At 63.2% G+C, this 18,615-nt stretch carries 22 protein-coding genes and 1 other RNA gene; 12 read left to right on the forward strand and 11 right to left on the reverse strand.

The window, feature by feature from the left end; translation table 11 throughout:
• Nucleotides 1-144: 144 nt before the first annotated feature.
• The 3 genes from FJW05_RS17515 to FJW05_RS17525 are packed head-to-tail and all read left to right on the forward strand — an operon-like array spanning nt 145 to nt 1,175.
• Nucleotides 145-405 carry a DUF2312 domain-containing protein gene (locus FJW05_RS17515; RefSeq protein WP_140546077.1) on the forward strand — a complete coding sequence of 87 codons (261 nt, stop codon included), beginning with the start codon at nt 145-147 and terminating at the stop codon, nt 403-405.
• A 22-nt stretch (nt 406-427) separates the two neighbouring features.
• Entirely contained in the window at nt 428-868 is a 441-nt protein-coding gene (locus tag FJW05_RS17520) for a hypothetical protein (protein WP_140634341.1), read from the forward strand.
• 10 nt (nt 869-878) lie between these two features.
• Nucleotides 879-1,175 carry a hypothetical protein gene (locus FJW05_RS17525; RefSeq protein ID WP_140634343.1) on the forward strand — a complete coding sequence of 99 codons (297 nt, stop codon included), beginning with the start codon at nt 879-881 and terminating at the stop codon, nt 1,173-1,175.
• 62 nt (nt 1,176-1,237) lie between these two features.
• Here the strand turns inward: FJW05_RS17525 and msrB are convergent, their stop codons facing one another.
• The 4 genes from msrB to FJW05_RS17550 all read right to left on the reverse strand — a co-directional run bounded on the left by msrB (nt 1,238) and on the right by FJW05_RS17550 (nt 4,980).
• Nucleotides 1,238-1,642 carry a peptide-methionine (R)-S-oxide reductase MsrB gene (gene msrB, locus FJW05_RS17530; RefSeq protein WP_040991646.1) on the reverse strand — a complete coding sequence of 135 codons (405 nt, stop codon included), beginning with the start codon at nt 1,640-1,642 and terminating at the stop codon, nt 1,238-1,240.
• 487 nt (nt 1,643-2,129) lie between these two features.
• Nucleotides 2,130-3,320, reverse strand: a complete 1,191-nt coding sequence (locus FJW05_RS17535) for a VWA domain-containing protein (RefSeq protein WP_140634345.1) — start codon at nt 3,318-3,320, stop codon at nt 2,130-2,132.
• A gap of 292 nt (nt 3,321-3,612) precedes the next feature.
• Nucleotides 3,613-4,059, reverse strand: coding sequence for a GNAT family N-acetyltransferase (locus FJW05_RS17545; RefSeq protein WP_140634347.1), 447 nt, complete (start codon nt 4,057-4,059; stop codon nt 3,613-3,615).
• Between the two features lie 78 nt (nt 4,060-4,137).
• A complete protein-coding gene (locus FJW05_RS17550) occupies nt 4,138-4,980 on the reverse strand; it encodes a MoxR family ATPase (protein WP_140634349.1) in 843 nt (280 codons plus the stop codon).
• A gap of 161 nt (nt 4,981-5,141) precedes the next feature.
• On the opposite strand from FJW05_RS17550, the gene ssrS reads away from it, so the two are divergent.
• The 4 genes from ssrS to FJW05_RS17570 all read left to right on the forward strand — a co-directional run bounded on the left by ssrS (nt 5,142) and on the right by FJW05_RS17570 (nt 7,770).
• Nucleotides 5,142-5,297: non-coding RNA, 6S RNA (gene ssrS / locus FJW05_RS17555), on the forward strand.
• A 146-nt stretch (nt 5,298-5,443) separates the two neighbouring features.
• The gene (locus FJW05_RS17560) at nt 5,444-6,031 is read left to right on the forward strand and encodes a 5-formyltetrahydrofolate cyclo-ligase (protein WP_140634351.1); all 588 of its coding nucleotides are present in this window, start codon (nt 5,444-5,446) and stop codon (nt 6,029-6,031) included.
• A gap of 66 nt (nt 6,032-6,097) precedes the next feature.
• Complete coding sequence (locus tag FJW05_RS17565; protein ID WP_140546534.1) at nt 6,098-6,922, forward strand: YmdB family metallophosphoesterase; 825 nt, start codon at nt 6,098-6,100, stop codon at nt 6,920-6,922.
• A gap of 80 nt (nt 6,923-7,002) precedes the next feature.
• Nucleotides 7,003-7,770, forward strand: coding sequence for a TerC family protein (locus tag FJW05_RS17570; RefSeq protein WP_140634353.1), 768 nt, complete (start codon nt 7,003-7,005; stop codon nt 7,768-7,770).
• Nucleotides 7,771-8,297: 527 nt separating this feature from the next.
• Here FJW05_RS17570 and FJW05_RS17580 read toward each other — a convergent pair.
• From FJW05_RS17580 to FJW05_RS17595, 4 genes are all read right to left on the reverse strand, one after another.
• A complete protein-coding gene (locus FJW05_RS17580; RefSeq protein WP_140634502.1) occupies nt 8,298-9,410 on the reverse strand; it encodes an IS110 family transposase in 1,113 nt (370 codons plus the stop codon).
• 585 nt (nt 9,411-9,995) lie between these two features.
• A complete protein-coding gene (locus FJW05_RS17585) occupies nt 9,996-10,457 on the reverse strand; it encodes an SRPBCC family protein (RefSeq protein WP_140634356.1) in 462 nt (153 codons plus the stop codon).
• Nucleotides 10,458-10,544: 87 nt separating this feature from the next.
• On the reverse strand, nt 10,545-10,937 hold the full coding sequence (locus FJW05_RS17590) for a VOC family protein (protein WP_140634358.1): 393 nt from the start codon (nt 10,935-10,937) through the stop codon (nt 10,545-10,547).
• A gap of 43 nt (nt 10,938-10,980) precedes the next feature.
• Complete coding sequence (locus tag FJW05_RS17595; RefSeq protein WP_140634360.1) at nt 10,981-11,463, reverse strand: SRPBCC domain-containing protein; 483 nt, start codon at nt 11,461-11,463, stop codon at nt 10,981-10,983.
• Between the two features lie 51 nt (nt 11,464-11,514).
• Here FJW05_RS17595 and FJW05_RS17600 point away from each other — a divergent pair, with 51 nt between their 5' ends.
• The 3 genes from FJW05_RS17600 to FJW05_RS17610 all read left to right on the forward strand — a co-directional run bounded on the left by FJW05_RS17600 (nt 11,515) and on the right by FJW05_RS17610 (nt 13,116).
• Nucleotides 11,515-11,838, forward strand: coding sequence for a helix-turn-helix domain-containing protein (locus tag FJW05_RS17600; RefSeq protein ID WP_140634362.1), 324 nt, complete (start codon nt 11,515-11,517; stop codon nt 11,836-11,838).
• A 201-nt stretch (nt 11,839-12,039) separates the two neighbouring features.
• On the forward strand, nt 12,040-12,789 hold the full coding sequence (locus FJW05_RS17605; RefSeq protein ID WP_140634364.1) for a YebC/PmpR family DNA-binding transcriptional regulator: 750 nt from the start codon (nt 12,040-12,042) through the stop codon (nt 12,787-12,789).
• A gap of 18 nt (nt 12,790-12,807) precedes the next feature.
• Entirely contained in the window at nt 12,808-13,116 is a 309-nt protein-coding gene (locus FJW05_RS17610) for a SelT/SelW/SelH family protein (protein ID WP_140634366.1), read from the forward strand.
• 59 nt (nt 13,117-13,175) lie between these two features.
• Here the strand turns inward: FJW05_RS17610 and FJW05_RS17615 are convergent, their stop codons facing one another.
• A complete protein-coding gene (locus FJW05_RS17615; RefSeq protein ID WP_140634368.1) occupies nt 13,176-13,652 on the reverse strand; it encodes a DUF1772 domain-containing protein in 477 nt (158 codons plus the stop codon).
• Nucleotides 13,653-13,778: 126 nt separating this feature from the next.
• On the opposite strand from FJW05_RS17615, the gene FJW05_RS17620 reads away from it, so the two are divergent.
• Nucleotides 13,779-14,420, forward strand: a complete 642-nt coding sequence (locus tag FJW05_RS17620) for a TetR/AcrR family transcriptional regulator (protein WP_140634370.1) — start codon at nt 13,779-13,781, stop codon at nt 14,418-14,420.
• A 337-nt stretch (nt 14,421-14,757) separates the two neighbouring features.
• Here FJW05_RS17620 and rpmE read toward each other — a convergent pair whose 3' ends face one another.
• Nucleotides 14,758-14,979, reverse strand: a complete 222-nt coding sequence (gene rpmE / locus FJW05_RS17625; RefSeq protein ID WP_027166741.1) for a 50S ribosomal protein L31 — start codon at nt 14,977-14,979, stop codon at nt 14,758-14,760.
• A gap of 206 nt (nt 14,980-15,185) precedes the next feature.
• Here rpmE and FJW05_RS17630 point away from each other — a divergent pair, with 206 nt between their 5' ends.
• Nucleotides 15,186-16,988 carry an ABC transporter transmembrane domain-containing protein gene (locus FJW05_RS17630; RefSeq protein WP_140634372.1) on the forward strand — a complete coding sequence of 601 codons (1,803 nt, stop codon included), beginning with the start codon at nt 15,186-15,188 and terminating at the stop codon, nt 16,986-16,988.
• Nucleotides 16,989-17,021: 33 nt separating this feature from the next.
• On the opposite strand, the gene FJW05_RS17635 is transcribed toward FJW05_RS17630, so the two are convergent.
• Nucleotides 17,022-18,506: a carboxypeptidase M32 gene (locus FJW05_RS17635; RefSeq protein WP_140634374.1), complete on the reverse strand. Its 1,485-nt coding sequence runs from the start codon at nt 18,504-18,506 to the stop codon at nt 17,022-17,024.
• Between the last annotated feature and the right edge of the window lie 109 nt (nt 18,507-18,615).

An 18,615-nucleotide genomic window follows, 5' to 3' on the forward strand; every position in this document is an offset into this window, starting at 1 on the left:
GCGCGATGCTTGAAGGGCGGTTGGCAGCAACCGTCCACAGGCGCTCGACAAGTGTCTTGACCCGCCGCGCCCGCTCGGGCAGGGAACCCGCTCCAATTTGCCGTGGCGGGAATCGCCACGGCTCCAGAAGACGCGGAGAGAAAAATGGCCGACGAAATCACCGAGACCAGCCAGACTGTAGCCGCCGGCCAGCTGCGCACCATCATCGAGCGTATCGAGCGGCTCGAGGAAGAGAAGAAGACGATCTCCGACGACATCAAGGATGTCTATGCCGAAGCCAAGGGCACCGGCTTCGACACCAAGGCGGTTCGCACGATCGTGCGGCTGCGCAAGAAGGACCAGGCCGAGCGCCAGGAAGAAGAGTCGATCCTGGATCTCTACAAGGCCGCCCTCGGCATGGTCTGAGGCGCGTGGCCGGAGGCCGGCCATGAACGAATTCGACTTCGGCGGCCGTCGCGCCTCGGAGTTCCGCCATCGCGGCTTTTGGGCGCTATTCGCCGAACGGCACCCGCAAGAAAGGCAAAGGCTCGCTCGGCGCGGGCCATGGTTCTGGCAGCGCGGGCTGCCGGATTTCGCTTTGGTCCTTTCGATGTATGTCGCGCCGGCGCAGAACCATGTCGGCGTCTTCTTCGGGCGCAATGAGAAGTTCGGCGCCACGGAGTCCTGGTCGCGGCTGAAACCGTTCCAGCCGGCGATCGAGTCCAGGCTGAAGCTCAGGCCCGAGCAGAGCTGCGAAGGTCTCGGCATCAACTCGATGTGGCGGGTGAACTGCTACGCCGAGGATAATTGGCCGGCCATGAGCGACTGGCTGGTGCGGGAATGCTCACGCTTCGAAGAAGCTGTGACCGAAGTTCTCGGGCAGCGATAGGTCGCCGGCGATGACGGGTTTTTTCCGTTCGCGCTGGAGAGGCCAGGTTCCGCTCGACCGGCTGTTCTGGCGCGATATGCTGCTGGTCGGTACCATTCTGAACATCGCCTCCTCGGCGCTGGCGCTGGTCCTGCTCGGGTTGAGGCTGCCGCTCTGGCTGGTGCTGGCGGTGCATTTCCTCCCGGTTCCCTACACCATCTTCCTGACGGTCGCCGTCTGGCGGACCGCGGAGAAGGTCGGGGGCTTCAAGGCGCAGCTGATAATGCTCGGTTCCGCGCTCTGGCTAATCGCAACGGTCGTTGTGTAGAGCCGGACGGAGCATGAAAAAGGGCGGCCGAGGCCGCCCTTTGCGAAGACTGGAAGCCCAGATCAGGCCGCAGGCTCGAAGCGCAGCGCCACGCCATTGATGCAGTAGCGCAGGCCGGTCGGCGGCGGGCCGTCCTCGAAAACATGGCCGAGATGGCTGCCGCAGCGCGCGCAATGGCATTCGGTGCGCACCATCCCGTAGCTGCGGTCGACGGTGGTCTCGATCGAGCCCGGGACCGGATCGTTGAAGCTCGGCCAGCCGGTGCCGCTCTCGAACTTCAGCTTGGATTCGAACAGCGGCTGGTCGCAGCCGACGCAATAGAAGGTGCCGGCGCGCTTCTCGTAGAGCAGGGCGCAACTGCCGGGGCGCTCGGTGCCGTGGTTGCGCATCACGGCATACTGCTCCGGGGTCAGCCGGGCGCGCCACTCGGCATCGGTGCGGGTGACGGGATAGGCGTGGGTGTCCATGAAATCTCCTCGGCCTTGGCGGCTCGTTGTTGCTTGCAACGGATATTCGCACAAACATAGGCATCTGTTACAAATGCCGCCAGTGAAAGCGAGCTAGTGGCACTGCACAGGGATTTTGACCGGTCGGCTTCGGTCAGCTCTGTTTGCGTTGTCAGGTGGCATGCCTTGGAGATTAACCGAAACGCCCATCGCGATCGTCATTCCAGGGCGGAGCAGGAGCGAAGCTCCGTCGCGAAGACCCTGGAATCCATGCCGTTACCTTCGCCAAGGAATGCAACGGAGCAGAATTCTGCACCGCAGCAACGCTTCGAAGTCACGGCATGGATTCTATGGTCTGCGCCGCGTCGCTTCGCTCCTTGCTCCGCCATAGAATGACGAGGTTGGGGCGGATCAACCAATCCCCGGCGTTTGCGCTGATTTCCCGGAAATGAACGGAAATCTTGCACCAAGACAACGGCAATCTCTCAAAATCGCTGTGTCGGGGGAACTAGTGCCTGCGCGACAACTGCCTGGTCGCAGCTTCAAGCCCGGCCAATGTCAGCGGGAACATGCGGCCGCCGAAGATATCGCCGATCAACTGGATCGAGTGCGTGTAGCGCCAGTTCTTCTCGGCTTCGGGATTGAGCCATATCGCGTTCGGCCATTGCTGCAACAGGCGGGCCAGCCACACGCTTCCGGCCTCCGGATTCCAGTGCTCGACCGAGCCGCCGGGATGGGCGATCTCGTAAGGGCTCATCGAGGCGTCGCCGACGACGATCACCTTGTAGTCCGGCCCGTATTTGTGGATGAGATCAAAGGTCGGGATCGTCTCGGCCAGGCGCCGGCGGTTGTCCTTCCAGACGCGCTCGTAAAGGCAGTTGTGGAAGTAGAAATATTCGAGCTGGCGGAACTCGGCGCGCGCGGCCGAGAACAGTTCCTCGACGCCGCGTATATGGTCGTCCATTGAGCCGCCGACATCGAAAAACATCAGAAGCTTCACGGCATTGCGCCGCTCGGGCCGGGTCTTGACGTCGAGATAGCCGTGCTCGGCGGTGGCGTGGATGGTGCCGGGCAGGTCGAACTCCTCCTCGGCGCCCTCGCGCACCCAGCGGCGCAGCCGCTTCAGCGCCACCTTGATGTTGCGGGTGCCGAGCTCGACGGTGTCGTCAAAGTTCCTGAATTCGCGCTTGTCCCAGACCTTCACCGCGCGGCGATGCCGGCTTTCATGCTGACCGATGCGCACGCCTTCAGGGTTGTAGCCATAAGCGCCGAAGGGCGAGGTGCCGCCGGTGCCGACCCATTTCGAACCGCCCTGGTGGCGCCCCTTTTGCTCCTCGAGGCGCTGCTTCAAGGTCTCCATCAGCTTCTCGAAGCCGCCAAGCGCTTCGACCAGCTTCTCTTCCTCGTCGGTCAGGTGCTTTTCCGCCAAACGGCGCAGCCATTCCTCGGGAATGTTGGCGACATCGACGGCATCCGGGCCGCCAAGCGCCTCAACGCCCTTGAAGACATGCGCGAAGACCTGGTCGAAACGATCGATATGGCGCTCGTCCTTCACCAGCGCCGAGCGCGCGAGGTAATAGAAAGCCTCGACGTCATAATCGACGAGCCCGGCCTCCAGCCCCTCCAGCAGCGACAGATATTCCCTGAGCGAAACAGGAACCCGCGCAGCCTTCAGTTCGAGGAAGAAGGGGATGAACACCTGCTATCTCTGCCTCAAGATCACGGCGGAATCACCGCTGGCACTGTCGATTTCGCCGGATCGAAGCAAATCCACCAGCGCACGCGGTTTGGGAATGGGCAAGCGCTTCGCCGTCCGTGCTTCGGTCCACTCGCGGACGGCGAGCTCAGCGTCGGCAATCGCTTGCCCGGGGCTTACGCCGCCTCCGTGGCAACCTGGAAGGTCGGGCACCCGCACGCCCATACATCGTTGGAGCCATCCAAAATTCCAACATAGCCAGTCATTCGTTCTACGGCTTAAAATCCCGCGCTCATCATAGCAGATCATACTCGATGAATCCGGTCCGCCTTGCCACATTGTCGTAGAGTCTTCGCGCCGTGGCGTTGGTCTCGTGCGTCATCCAGTAGACGTTCTTGACGCCGATCTTGCCGGCCTCGTCCTGCACGGCTTTGATCAGCGCCGCGCCCACGCCTTTGCCGCGCACCTCCGGATCGGCGAACAGATCCTGCAGGTAGCAGTTGTTGACCAGTGACCAGCAGGAGCGATGGTAGAGGTAGTGGGTCAGCCCAACCGCTTTGCCGTCGAGCGTGGCGATGAAACCTTTCGGCTCGAATTCGCCTGCCGTGAACAAACGCTTCCAGGTGACGTCGTAAACCTCTTCCGGCAGCTTCGTCTCATAGAAGGTGAGGTAGGCGGTCCACAGGCGCCGCCAGTCGGCGTGGTCGGACTGCGTGAACGGGCGAATGGCGATCTCGGACATCTTTTCTCCTCCAGTGCTTTCGGTCCGAAGCTGCGGCAGCGACCGATTGCCGGCAACGGTCCACAGCCGGGGAAAGCGCTATTGCTGCTGGCGTCTGGCCATGAAGGCCAGGCGCTCGAACAGGTGCACGTCCTGCTCGTTCTTCAACAGCGCACCGTGCAGCTTCGGCAGCATGTTCTTGGGATCGGCGCGCAGGTCCTCGGGCGCGATGTCGTCGGCGACCAGCAGGCGAATCCAGTCCAGCGCTTCGGAGGTCGACGGTTTCTTCTTCAGTCCCGGCACATCGCGGATCTCGTAGAACTGGGTGAGTGCCGACCGCACCAAGTTCTGCTTGATGCCGGGGTAGTGCACCTCGACGATCCGGTGCAGCGTGTCGATGTCGGGGAAGCGGATATAGTGGAAGAAGCAGCGGCGCAGGAAGGCGTCCGGCAGTTCCTTCTCGTTGTTCGAGGTGATGATGACGATAGGCCGGAACTCGGCGCGGATCGTCTCGCCGGTCTCGTAGACGAAGAACTCCATCCGGTCGAGCTCCTGCAGGAGGTCGTTGGGGAATTCGATGTCGGCCTTGTCGATCTCGTCGATCAAAAGCACGACCTTCTTTTGCGCAGCGAACGCATCCCACAGCTTGCCGCGCTTGATGTAGTTGGCGATGTCGTTGAAGCGCTCGTCGCCGAGCTGGCTGTCGCGCAGCCGCGAGACGGCGTCATATTCATAGAGGCCCTGCTGCGCCTTGGTGGTCGATTTGACGTTCCATTCGATGAACTCGAGCCCAAGCGCCGAAGCCACCTGGCGGGCAAGCTCGGTCTTGCCGGTGCCGGGCTCGCCCTTGACCAGCAAGGGCCGCTCCAGCGCGATTGCGGCATTGACCGCAACCATCAAATCCTTGTCGGCGACATAAGTCGCGGTGCCTTCGAAGCGCATCTTTTCTCCTGTCGGTGCGGCGGACCGTAAGGAGGCTGGACGGGCCGCGCAAGGGCGGTTGCCGGACAGCTTCCCATCGGGACGGTCCGCAAGACGAATTATGCGCAAATGGTGACCCGTTTCTCTGGCGCACGGCTAACCATCGGCCTATATTCACTCCTGGCGGTCTGCGCTTCCCGGCAGGAGAAACTTATCCCCGGGGCCTTATCGATCCTTAGGGAGCTGTCCCTGGGAAGACCCGTGGGTTTTCTCACACGGCGCCCACCTACTTTGTAGGCACCCGGGATCGACCTCTCCACCGGTTGTGTGGATCGTCGCTCTCCCGTTTTCGGGAGACATGCGTCTTCTCTCTGTTTTTGACGTAATTCCGGACGGAAAGCCGCTGCGCAGTTTTCCTGGAATTGCGCTAGAAAGCGTCGCTCCTAAAACTCCATCCAAATCTGGCCTTTTCTAGCGTCGGCGCATGTCACCTTCCAAAGACCTGAAAAAACAGCTTCGCAAGGAGGCGCTGGCGCGCCGGGACGCGCTCGACGAGTTCTGGCGCGTCGAGATAGCGCTCGAAATGGCCGAGACCGCGAAGGAAGAAGTCGACTTCGAGCCTGGCCGGGTCGTCTCGGGTTTCTGGCCGATGCGCTCGGAGGTCGATGTGCGGCCGCTGATGTTCGCGCTGCGCGAGAAGGGCGCCAGGCTCTGCCTGCCGGCGATCCTCGACAAGACCACGATCGTCTTTCGCGAGCTGGTGCGCGGCGCGCCGATGGTCGAGATGGGATTCGGGACGGTCGGGCCGCATGAAGAGGCGGAAGTGCTCGACCCGATGCTGATGCTGGTGCCGCTCGCCGCCTTCGATGGCCGCGGCCACCGTATCGGCTACGGCGCCGGCTATTACGACCGCGCCATTGCCAGGCTTGCCGATAAGGGCATCACGCCGAGGCTGATCGGCGTCGCCTTCGACTGCCAGGAAGTCGAGCGCGTGCCGGATGAGAACCATGACGTCATCATTCCGGAAATACTGACCGAGAGCGGGTTGCGCCGGTTCACGCCGCAATTATAGATAGTCGGCGAGGCTGATGGTCTTCGCGGAAGTCATGCAGCTTGGCAGACTTCGGCTCGGGATCGTATGAGACTTCTCTTCCTCGGCGACATGGTTGGCAAGACGGGACGCACGGCAGTCTGGGAGCAGCTTCCGGGGCTGATTTCCGACTTCAAGCTGGACTTCGTCATCGTCAACGGCGAGAACGCGGCCGGCGGCTTCGGCATCACCGAGGAGATCTTTCGCGAGACGCTTGCGGCGGGCGCGGATGTCGTCACCACCGGTAACCACGTCTGGGACCAGCGCGATGCGCTGATCTTCGCGCCGCGCGAGGAGCGTTTTCTGCGTCCCTCCAATTTTCCCAGGGGCACGCCGGGCCGCGGCTCGGGCGTCTACATTGCGCGCAATGGCGCGCGCGTGCTGGTCGCCAACATCATGGGGCGCGTCTTCATGCATCCCGAGCTCGACGACCCTTTCCAGGCCGGCGAGCGTGAGCTTGCCGCCTGCCCGCTCGGCGAGCAGGCCGATGCGGCCGTCATCGATTTCCACGCCGAGGCGACCTCGGAGAAGATGTGCTTCGCGCATTTCGTCGACGGCCGCGCCAGCCTGGTGGTCGGCACGCATACGCACCAGCCGACCGCCGACCATCAGATCCTCAATGGCGGCACCGCCTATATTTCGGACGCCGGCATGTGCGGCGACTATGATTCCTCGCTCGGCATGGACAAGGAAGAACCGCTGAACCGGTTCCTTTCGAAGGTACCGAAGGGCCGTTTCGAGGCGTCGTCAGGACCCGCGACGCTCTGCGGCGTCGGCGTCGATATTTCCGATCGCACCGGGCTTGCCGAGAAAATCGCGCCGTTTCGTCGCGGACCGCGGCTGGAAGAAACGGCGCCGTCCTTCTGGTCGTGACATTGATATAAGCAAGATCAATACCTAACTGGCGACGAAACCCGCGAAAACTGCTCTAGATCGTAGAGGGGACGACCTTCATGCAGCTTGTCGAATTTCTGGCGCCGCACTTTCATTTTGTTTCCGATCCGACCGCGTGGGTCGCGCTTTTGACGCTGGTGGTGCTCGAGATCGTGCTCGGCATCGACAATCTGATCTTCATCTCGATCCTGACCAACAAGCTGCCGGAGGCGCAGCGCGCCCGCGCACGCCGGCTGGGCATTTCGGCGGCGCTGATCATGCGACTGATCCTGCTCGCCACGATCTCGATCATCGTGCAATTGACGACGCCGGTGTTCACCGCCCTCGGCCACGGCTTTTCATGGCGCGACCTGATCCTGATCGCCGGCGGCTTGTTCCTGGTCTGGAAGGCGACCAAGGAAATCCATCACACGGTCGATCCGCAGGATCATCAGGACACGATGGTCGGCGGCACGCTGCAGATGAGCCTTGCCGGAGCGATCTTCCAGACCCTCCTGCTCGACCTCGTCTTCTCGATCGATTCCATCATCACTGCCGTCGGCATGACCGACGAGATCGCCATCATGTATATCGCGGTGATCGTGGCGGTGAGCGCGATGATGCTGGCGGCGACGCCGCTTGCCAATTTCATCGCCAGGAACCCCTCTATCGTCATGTTGGCGCTGGGCTTCCTTTTGATGATCGGCATGACGTTGATCGCCGACGGCATGGGCTACCATGTGCCCAAGGGCTACATCTACGCCGCCATGGGTTTTTCCGCGCTGGTCGAAGGCCTCAACATGCTGGCGCGGCGGCGCAAGAGGCAGAGGTCTGGCGAGGGGCATTGAGGCTGGTACAGCTTCGTCATTCTAGGGCGCTGCACAGGGATTTTGACCGTCGGCTCTGTTTGCGTTGGTGGCATGCGTTGGAGATTGGCCGAAACGCCCATCGCGATCGTCATTCCAGGGCGGAGCAGGAGCGAAGCTCCGTCGCGAAGACCCTCTTATGACCGTGGTCAAGAGTGATGGATGAAGTTTTCCGCCCCATGTCCTTTGTCACAGGTTTGTCCTTCGTTGATGGGCAGCACGGGGACGGGATGGGCCTTGAGACGACGGTTGATCCAACTCTTATCCGCGGAGTGGTTACCGCACTTCCGTAATTCGTCTTGGGCTTTCCCTGTCTGGATTCGGGCGTTGGACCGTGGGGCCAGCCACATAGGGTCTACGGGAATTCCCACCGTGGCCACATCCCGTCGCCGTGCTGCCCGGTTTTTCTGCCGGAGATCCGGCGCGGGCAGAGCCCTCAATCCGGCGGCGCCCGCGCCAAGGGGACGCTTGCCGGGATCCTGATCTTCAATGCAGGAGCGCACTGCATCTCAACGCACCGGTTCGACCTGGTGGCCGATGGCCCACAGGAAAGCCGCCATCTCGCGGGCGATCGCCGCAACGACGATGGGGGTCTTCTTGCCCGCCGCCGTCAGGCGCCGGTAGCGGCCGCAAAGCCGGGTCTGTGCCTTCCAGGCGATCTCGCGCACGGCCTTCGGCAGGCCTTCGAGGCGGGCGCGAATGGGTTCCGTCACCCGGGCCGGATAGCGATAGCTCCAGGCGCCTTCCACCAGGACGCGGCGGGCGCGGCGGTTGCCGGCCAGCGTCAGACCGCCGCGCTTGACCGTGTCGCCGGTTGAGCGCTCCGAGGGCACCAGGCCCAGAAAGGCCATCAGCTGGCGCGGATTGTCGAAGCGGCGGACATCACCGACTTCGCTGACGAAAGTGACGGCGACGATGAAGGACACACCACGCAGCGCCTGATAGGCCGCCACCACCGGCGCCATCGACCAGCTCGGCACCAGCTCGGCCAGCTGGGCATCGAGCCGCTCCAGCCGAGCCTGCGCATCGGTGATCACGTCGATCTGGTCCTGGAAGACGATCTGCTGGGCCGGATGATCGAATTTCTGCGCCGCCAGCCAGCGGGCATGTGCCAAGCTCCAATTCCTGTGGCCGCTAAAGACCCGGCCATGGCGCAGCAGGAAGGACAGCAGCTGCTGGCGCTTCTTGCGCAGATCCTCGCTCGCCGTGGATCGCACCCGCACCAGATCGCGCACCGCCTCATGCACCGCGTCGGGAACCCAGATCCCCTTTAACTCGCCGGCCCGCAAAAGCCGCGCCAGGCTGACCGCATCGCGCCGGTTCGTCTTGACGCGTTCGCCCTGGCGCTTGGGGATCAGCGAGGGTGCAACGACATCGCAGCGGTGGCCGAGCGCGACGATCTGGCGATGGAGCCCGTAACCGGTCGGGCCGGCTTCATAGCAGAAATGCAGGCGAGAATGCTTTTGCTCCAGCTTGCGCACGAACCGCTCCACCGCCGCCGGCGTCGCATCGATCTCGCCGAAGAAGCGGACCTCCCCCTCTCGGCCACCCTCGGCAATCGCAATCGCGTGCTTGGCTTTCGACACATCGACACCGACGTAAAAAACATTATCTTTTGTCATGGCCCGTCCTTTCTTCGCTTGGGGCTCGGCTCGGGCACTCCCCGAAGCAACCCCCGTTTGCTTTACAGCTGCAAAGACTAAGGACGGGCCGCCGCTCAGACCACGGTCATAACGTCTGGAATCCATGCCGTTACCTTCGCCAAGGCGTGCAACGGAGCAAACTTCTGCACCGAGGCGGCGCCTCCAAGTCACGGAATGGATTCTATGGTCTGCGCGCGTCGCTGCGCTCCTTGCTCCGCCATAGAATGACGAGGTTGGGGCGGCTTCAACCAATCCCCGGCGGTTTGTGCTGGTTTCACGGAAATGAACGGAAAATCTTGCACCAAGACAAACGACAACCTTTCAAAATCCCTGTGTCGGAGAACTAGGGCGGAGCGACGCGAAGCGGAGCGCAGACCCTAGAATCCATTCCGTTACCCACGCCGAAGAATGCAGCGGAGCAGAATTAAGTAACGGCTGAGTGTCAGCTGTCGAACGACTGGGGTATTCATCATCCTGAGACGCGGCGGAACGTCGGCGTCACGGCATGGATGCTAGGGTCTGCGCGCGTCGCTTCGCTCCTTGCTCCGCCCTAGCATGACGAATTCATTCTACACCCTTCGGGTGACGGTCGCCGATCAGGCCGAGCGCCAGGCCCTGCTCCAGCCATGCCTTGGCGCCGGCAAGCACCAGCGCGAAGCCGCCGGTGGATTCGACAGCCTGCTTGACCTGCTCGTCGGCGGAACCAGCGAAGCCGAAATTGCGGACTTCGAGGAAGGTCGCTTCATCCGGCATTTCGGTGAACGTCCAGACGACGGTGGTCGGCGGATCGCTCCACCGCATGATGATCTTCTCGTTGCGGACGATCTCGCTCACCTCGACCTTGGTCGAGACGCCATACATGCGCCATTCCCATTCGACCGACTTGTCCTCATCCAGGCGACCGCTGGAATGGGTAAACCAGAATTTCGTGGTGACCGCTGGATCGACGATCGCTTCGAACACCTCAGCGACCGGCCGACGGATCAGCATGGCGGTTTCGGCGATCGGGGCTCGTTCGAGTTCCACTGTAGTCCTCCTCGATTGCCGGCAGGTATTTGTGGCTACGCACGTCCGGTCTTAAAACCGCTGCACGCTTTTCTTGAAATTGCCGGTTCATGGCAGGTTGATCTGCCAGGAGACGCCGAAGCGGTCGTTGAGCCAGGCGAAACGACGGCTGAAGCCGTAATTGCCTGGCGGCATCAGAAATCCACCATCCTTGGCAAGAACGTCGACCGTCCGCTCCAGTTCCTCTTGCGACGAACAGTCGACAAAGAAGGAGAAGGACGGCGTGAAGGTGAAGGCGTGGTGGACGGGGCTGTTGTAGACCCTGACCTCGACGCCGCCGATCGAGGCGCGCGCCAGCTTCAGCGTTCCTTCCGCCCCGTCCTCGCCCGAGCCATAGCGCGTGATGTCGAGCACACGGCTCTCGGGAATGGTCTCGCAATAGAGGGTCATGGCCTCCTCGGCCTTTCCCTCGAACATCAGGAATGGCGTTGCTTTCGTCATCGGGCGACCTCTCCTGCCGGATATCGGGACCTGAATGTCGGCCTCAGATGTTGGTCTCGTTGGCCGGCTCGCCGCGCAGTTCGCTGCGGTAGTAGCCGTCGCGCAGATTGATGCCGTATTCGAGATAGGCCTTCATGCAGGCCAGCATCTGCGACCAGCCCTCGCAATTGAGGTAGGATTTCTTCAGGCCGGCCTCGCCTTCATGCCAGCCGGACTCGGCGATGGTGACGAAGGTGCCGCCGTCCTCAAGCGGCTCGAAATTCATTTCGATACGGGTCTTGTAGGCGGGCTTGCCGTCGGCGTCTGTCGCGTCCCAGCGCAGCACGATGCGCTTGTCCTTCGTTACCTCGTCGACCTCCACCGGCGCAGACTTCCACCAGGTGACGGTGGTGCCGGCGACAAGCGGAGCCGAGGCGCCGCCGATGGTGGTGAAATAACCGCTGAGCTTTGTCGGGTTGACGACCGCGTCGAAGACCTCGGCGACCGGTTTGCCGATGCGCCCGGAAATCCTGAAACCAAGGGACATATCCACAGCTCCTTCCTTGCTGCTTAAAACGATATGTTATAGAAATATAACATGTCAAGTCAAACCTCCGACGACCATGTTTTCAAGGCCTTGGCGCATCCGCGCCGGCGCGAATTGCTGGATCGCCTGAAGGATCAGCCGCAGACCACCGGCGCGCTGTGCGAGGCTTTCCCGGATATGGACCGCTGCACGGTGATGATGCACCTGAAAGTGCTGGAGGAGGCCGATCTGGTGGTGGCGAAGCGAGAGGGGCGCGAACGCTGGAACCACCTCAATGCGCTGCCGATCAAGCAGATCCACGACCGCTGGATCAGCCGGTATGCCGGCCACGCCATCAGCATTCTCGATCGGCTGAAAACCGATCTGGAAGGGTGAGCGGCCGGCTCAACGCCGAAGCAACAGCGTCTGGACGAATTGAGCCGATTTATCTATAAGCCGGCCATTCCGACAAAGAGCGCCGCGCGCCTTCGCAGGCATGCCCGGGGCGTTCTGAGAATTTGAATTCGAGCATTTCCCGAAGACAAGGGTGATAAAACCTCGCTTCGAGATGCTCTAAGCGAACACGACAGGGGTGCCATGGCTGGCCATTCGCAGTTCAAGAATATCATGCACCGCAAGGGCCGCCAGGACGCGGTGCGGTCGAAAATGTTTTCCAAGCTGGCACGCGAAATCACCGTTGCCGCCAAGACCGGGACGCCCGATGTATCGATGAACCCGCGGCTTCGCCTCGCCGTGCAGAACGCCAAGGCAGTGTCGATGCCGAAGGACAACATCCAGCGGGCCATCAACAAGGCGTCCACGGGCGACGGCGAGAATTACGAGGCGGTGCGCTACGAAGGCTACGGCCCCGGCGGCGTGGCGCTGATCGTGGAAGTGCTGACCGACAACCGCAACCGCTCGGCCTCCAATGTGCGCGCGGCCTTCACCAAGGCCGGCGGAGCGCTCGGCGAAACCGGCTCGGTGTCGTTCATGTGGAACCGTGCCGGCGAGATCTATTATTCGGCCTCGGCCGGCAGCGCCGACAAGGTGATGGAAGCAGCGATCGAGGCCGGCGCCGACGACGTGGAATCGGACGAGGAAGGCCACACCATCTATTGCGCCTTCGAGAATCTCGGCGACGTTTCGAAGTCGCTCGAGGCGGCGCTCGGCGAGGCGGAATCGGTCAAGCCGATCTGGCAGCCGCAGAACAACGTCCCGGTCGACGAAGAGCGGGCGCAGTCGCTGATGAAGCTGGTCGCCACCCTCGAGGACGATGACGACGTGCAGAGCGTCTACGCCAATTTCGAGGTCGACGACGAGACGATGGCCAAGCTCAGCGCGGCCTGACCGGCCACGCGACACGACATGAGCGAGAAGCCGCAGCCCGTCATCCGCATCACCTACTGCACGCAATGCCAGTGGCTGCTGCGGGCAGGCTGGATGGCGCAGGAATTGCTTTCGACCTTCGGCACCGATCTCGGCGAGGTGACGCTGGTGCCTGGCACCGGCGGCATCTTCACCATCGCCTGCAACGATCAGCTCATCTGGGATCGCAAACGGGACGGCGGCTTTCCGGACGCGGCAAGGCTCAAGCAACTGGTTCGCGATGTCATCGATCCCGACCGCGACCTCGGTCACGCCGATCGCAAGGATCGCAAAAAAGACCCCGCCTGACGAACTGCCCCCGAAAGTTGGACGCAACCTTCGGGGGGTGCATTCGCGGGCCGCCGTCTTCAGATCAATGCCATGATGAAGCAAGCCATCGCCACGATCGCGGTGACGGTGCGGACGTGATTCCACATTACCCACTCGCTCAGATGGTTCGCCCACACGGCGGCGCCGTTGGCGCTGGCAGGATCGACGGCGGCTAAAGCGTCATTGAGCGGCACGTTGAAGACCATGGTCACGATCGGATTGCCGACGAAATAGATCACGGCCCCGGCGAGCAGCCAATAGGTGCCCGACTGGCTCCAGCCGAAGAGAGCCGCAGCAATGAGCACGAGACAGATGAGGCCGGTGCCGAACAGCGCCGTCATGAAGGTCGGCGTGATCACCGTGACGTTGATCGAATTCATCGCGGCGATGCCGCTTGGGACAGGCAGCCGGGCAAGTGCTGCCATGACGAAATTCGAGAAGGCGAAGAAGACGCCCCCGACGACGCCGGAGCCGATCGCGGCGACAAAGGTGAGGGTGGGAAGAAGTTTCATCATCTCAGTTGCTCCAATGCCGGGTTTTGCTCGATTTCAAAATGCGACTAATCCTCACATTTGCAAAACGTGATAAACCCTCGTATTTTGTGAGTCAAGCCGGTTTCGGAGAATCGCCTGGAGAGAGCCATGGATGGAAAAGTCACCGCCAAGCCGGATCAGGCGGCAATCGCTTCGCCGCGCCGGTCGCCGAGCCAGCAGCGCAGCCGCGAGCGGGTCGAGCGCATGCTTGCCGCCGCGTCGGCCTTGATTGCCGAGCAAGGCAGCGATGCGATGCGCATGGGCGAGGTGGCGGAACGGGCGGGGGTGTCGATCGGCTCGCTCTACCAGTTCTTCCCGGACAAGCGGGCGATCGTCTGGGCGCTGGCCGAGCGCTACACGGCCGAAAGCCAGGCCTGCATTTCCGCGGCGCTGAAGGATGTCAGCGATGCTGAAGGCCTGCGCAGGTCGTTTTCGGAGCTGGTCGATATCTACTACCAGCTGTTCCTGGCCGAGCCGGTGATGCGCGACATCTGGTCGGGCACGCAAGCCGACAAGGCGCTGCGCGAATTGGAGCTCGCCGACAGCCGCGCCAATGCCGATTTCCTGCTCGCGGTGCTGAAGCGGATTCGCCCCGATGCCGATCCGATCGAATTGGAGACGGCCGCGTTTCTCGTCTGGCAGATGGGCGAGGCCGCGGTGCGGCTGGCGATCTCCGTCGAGCGGGACGAGGGCGACAGGCTGGTCGCGGCTTACAAGCGCATGGCGCTGAGGGAGCTGGTGGGCGAGTAGGTACAACCCAGGCGCTTTCCCACAGCGTCGGCGATTGGCGAAATCGCCGGCGAGAGCGCCCCTCTCCCCGTCACTATACGAGGAGAGGATGCCGGCAGGCAGGTGAGGGGCTGCGCCGGCCTATGACATTGGCGTCGTCGAAAAGGCGCACTGTCGCCGAATTCTGAAAAGTGCGCCTCAATGAGCCTGTTTGCCCGATGACCAACTTGTCGAGGTCGGCGCTGCCCCTCATCCGCCCTTCGGGCACCTTCTCCCGTAGAACGGGGAGAAGGAATGCGGCCAACAAAAAACCCGCCACGAAGGCGGGTTTTTGATCTGCGACAAAGCTGACAAAGGCCTAGAGGCCGAAACCTTCGAAGCGCTTCTTGAACTTCGAGAGGCGGCCGCCGCGGTCGAGCAGGGTCTGCTGACCGCCGGTCCAGGCCGGGTGCGTGGTCGGGTCGATGTCGAGGTTCATCGTGTCGCCTTCCTTGCCCCAGGTCGAACGGGTTTGGTATTCGGTGCCATCGGTCATGACGACCTTGATGGTGTGGTAGTCGGGATGGATATCGGCCTTCATTGTCGTGTTTCCTGGCTGCCGGCGCTGGCAACGGGCCTGAAGGCCTGCGTCGATGCGCCCCTTTTTAAAACTCGAAGCCGCAGCTAATGAAAAGCCACGGCTTCTAAAACGGTCGGCGAGCCTATACATCAGCCGGAATTGAATCACAAGGCCGCGGCGGGCGCATATTGAAGCGCGGTCCCGCCAAGCGGCCAGAGGAAACGCTCATGGCGGAAATCGGTGGCAGCGCAAGCGAGCGCAGACGCTCGGTCCGGCCGCTCCGCAGCCTCTTTCCGTACGTTACCCGCTACCGGGAGCTGGTAATAGGCGCCGTCATCTCGCTGATCGTGGCGGCGGTGACGACGCTTGCCTTGCCGATGGCCGTGCGGCGCATGATCGACCATGGCTTCCAGGCCGCTAGCTCCACCTTCATCGCGGAGTATTTCGCGGCGCTGGTTCTGATGGCGGCCTTGCTGGCGGCCGCTTCGGCCAGCCGCTACTATTTCGTCATCACGCTCGGCGAGCGGGTCGTGGCCGACATACGCCGCGACGTCTTTTCGCATGTCACGACCCTGTCGCCGGCGTTCTTCGATCGCGCGCTTTCGGGCGAGATCGTGTCGCGGCTTGCCGCTGACACCACGCAGGTGAAGTCGGCGGTCGGCGCAACCGCCTCGGTCGCGTTGCGCAATTTGATCCTGGGCCTCGGCGCGGTGGCGATGATGGTCGTCACCAGTCCGAAACTTTCCGGCCTGGTGATTGCAGCCATTCCGGTGATCGTGCTGCCGCTGGTCGCCTTCGGCCGCTCGGTGCGGCGCAAGTCCCGGCAAGCGCAGGACACGCTCGCCGAGGCCACCGCCTATGCCAGCGAGCAGATCGGCGCGGTGCGCACGCTGCAGGCCTTCACCAACGAAAAGCTGGTCACCGGCCGCTTTGCGGATGCTGTCGACGCCGCCTTCGAGGCGGCGCGTGCCTCGGTGTTCGCGCGCTCGTTCCTGACCTTCTTCGCCATCTTCATGATCTTCTCCTCGGTGGTCGCGGTGCTGTGGTTCGGCTCGCGCGACGTGCTTGCCGGCACCCTGTCGCCGGGCACGCTCGGCCAGTTCCTGCTCTATTCGGTGTTTGCCGCCGGCGCGCTCGGCGCGCTGTCGGAGGTCTGGAGCGAGCTGTCGCAGGCGGCGGGCGCCGCCGAGCGGCTAACGGAGATCCTGGCCGAGAAACCGGCCATCCTGCCACCCGCCGATCCTTTGCCATTGCCGGCCAAGGCAAAAGGCGCCGTCAGTTTCGACGACGTCTCCTTCTCCTATCCGGCACGCCCGGACCGTGCCGCCGTGCACGGCCTGAGCTTCCAGGTGAAGCCTGGCGAGACAGTGGCGATCGTCGGTCCCTCGGGCGCAGGAAAAAGCACCGTCTTCTCGCTGATCCTGCGCTTCTACGATCCCGAGGGCGGGCGCATCGTCATCGACGGCGTCGATGTGCGCGAGGCCGACCCCGCCGCCATCCGCGCGCGCATAGCCATCGTGCCGCAGGACGTCACCATCTTCGCGGCGAGCGCTGCCGACAACATCAGCTTTGGCCGGCCGGGCGCCAGCGAGGCCGAGATCGAAGCGGCAGCGAAGGATGCGCTTGCCGATGAATTCATTCTAAAACTCGACAAGGGCTATGACAGTCAGGTCGGCGAGCGTGGCGTGACGCTGTCCGGCGGGCAGCGTCAGCGCATCGCGATCGCCCGCGCCATCCTGCGCGACGCGCCGATCCTGCTGCTCGACGAAGCGACCTCGGCGCTCGACGCCGAGAGCGAGACGCTGGTGCAAAGAGCGCTGGAGCGGCTGATGCGCGGCCGCACCACCATCGTCATCGCGCACCGGCTGGCGACTGTGCTCAAGGCCGACCGCATCCTGGTCATGGACGGCGGGCGCATTGTCGAGGAAGGGACGCATCAGAGCCTGGTCGCCAAGGGCGGCATCTACACGCGGCTCGCCAAGCTGCAGTTCGAGACCGGAGCCAGCGCCTTCAAGGGCGCGGCGGAGTAGGCACGCCGCACCCAGCTGGTTTTGACCCGCGGGTCAGTTGCCGTAGCGCCTGCTCAAGTGCTCGGTGAAGTAAGCAGCGTTTAGCTTCTCGCCGGTGGCGCGCTCGAGCAGGTCCGGTGTCGACCACCGCGAGCCTTGCGACCAGATCTTTGCGCGACGCCACTCGTTGATGGCGCTGAAATCGCCCTTGGCGAGATCTTCGTCGGCGGACGGATGCACCCTGGTCAAAGCCGCCCATTGCTGCGCTGCCATCATGGCGCCCAGCGTGTAAGAGGGGAAATAGCCGAAGGCGGCGCCCGGCCAATGCACGTCCTGCATCGGGCCGTCGGCCGGATTATCGATGGTCGAGAGCCCGAGATAGTCGCGCATCTTGGCATCCCAGGCCTCGGGCAGGTCGGCGACCTCCAGCCGGCCGGACACGAGCTCCTGCTCGAGCTCGTAGCGCAGGATGACATGCAGCGGATAGGTGACCTCGTCGGCGTCGACGCGGATCAGGCCGCGCTCGACATGGTGGACATGCGGCAGGATGTCGTCGATCGACCAGGCTTCGCCGAGATGCTTTTCGACCACCGGCAGCGCCCAGCGCCAGAAGGCCGGGTTGCGGCCGATCTGCTTTTCGACGAACAGGCTCTGGCTCTCATGCACGGCCATGCCGCGCGCCTTGCCGAGCGGCCAATGCGACCAGGCTTTCGGCAGGTTCTGCTCGTAGAGCGCATGGCCGGTCTCGTGCAGCACGCCCATCAGCGCCGACAGGAAGTCGGAGGTCTTGTAGCGGGTGGTGATGCGCACGTCGGTCGGCACGCCGCCGCAGAAGGGATGATGCGATACCGACAGCGAGCCGTGGGTGAGGTCGAAGCCTACGGCAGCCATCATGGCAAGGCCGAGCTCGCGCTGGCGCTCGACGGCATAGCTGCCGGAGAGCGGCTTTCGCGGATGCTTTGCCAGCCGCGCATCCTGCACGGCCAGCGCGTGCGGCAGGAAGTCGCGCAGGAAGGTCTTCAGCTCGGCAAACACCGGTGTGATGTCGGCGGCGCGGTTGCCGGGATCGTACTGTTCCATCAGCGCGTCATAGGGGGCTAGGCCGAGGGCGTCGGCGCGCAGCGCCGCTTCCTCGCGCACCAGGGTCACGACGCCTTCCAGCGCCGGCAGGAAGCCGGCCCAGTCGTTCTTGGCGCGCAGGTCGCGCCAAAGCTGCTCGGACCGCATGCGCGCCACCGTCTGGCGCTCGACGAATTCGACCGGCAGGCAAGTGAGATTGGTGTATTGGCGGCGCAGTTCCCGCACCGCCGCCTGCTGCTCTTCGCCGAGCGGCTCGGCTTCGGCCGCCGAAATCCAGTCCCCGATCTCGGGCGCTGTGGCCTGGCGGTGCAGCATGCCGGCAAGCGAGGACATCGCCTCGGCGCGCTTCTCGCCGCCGCCGACCGCCATATGCGTCGCTTCGTCGGCGCCGAGAATCGCTAAGGCATGCTCCAGCGCTTCGAGCTTATGGCCGAGTTGGTCGAGTTTGTGGAAGGACATGGCGGGTTCCGGCTGCAAGGGGCTGGCGCGAAAAGATACCAACGCGCGAAGCTTGGCAACCCTGGCTGGCGAGTCCGGGGTCAGTCTATCTTGCGCAGCGGCGTCGACG

It is taken from the genome of Mesorhizobium sp. B2-9-1, assembly GCF_006439455.1.
In the GTDB taxonomy this organism is placed as follows: Bacteria; Pseudomonadota; Alphaproteobacteria; order Rhizobiales; family Rhizobiaceae; genus Mesorhizobium.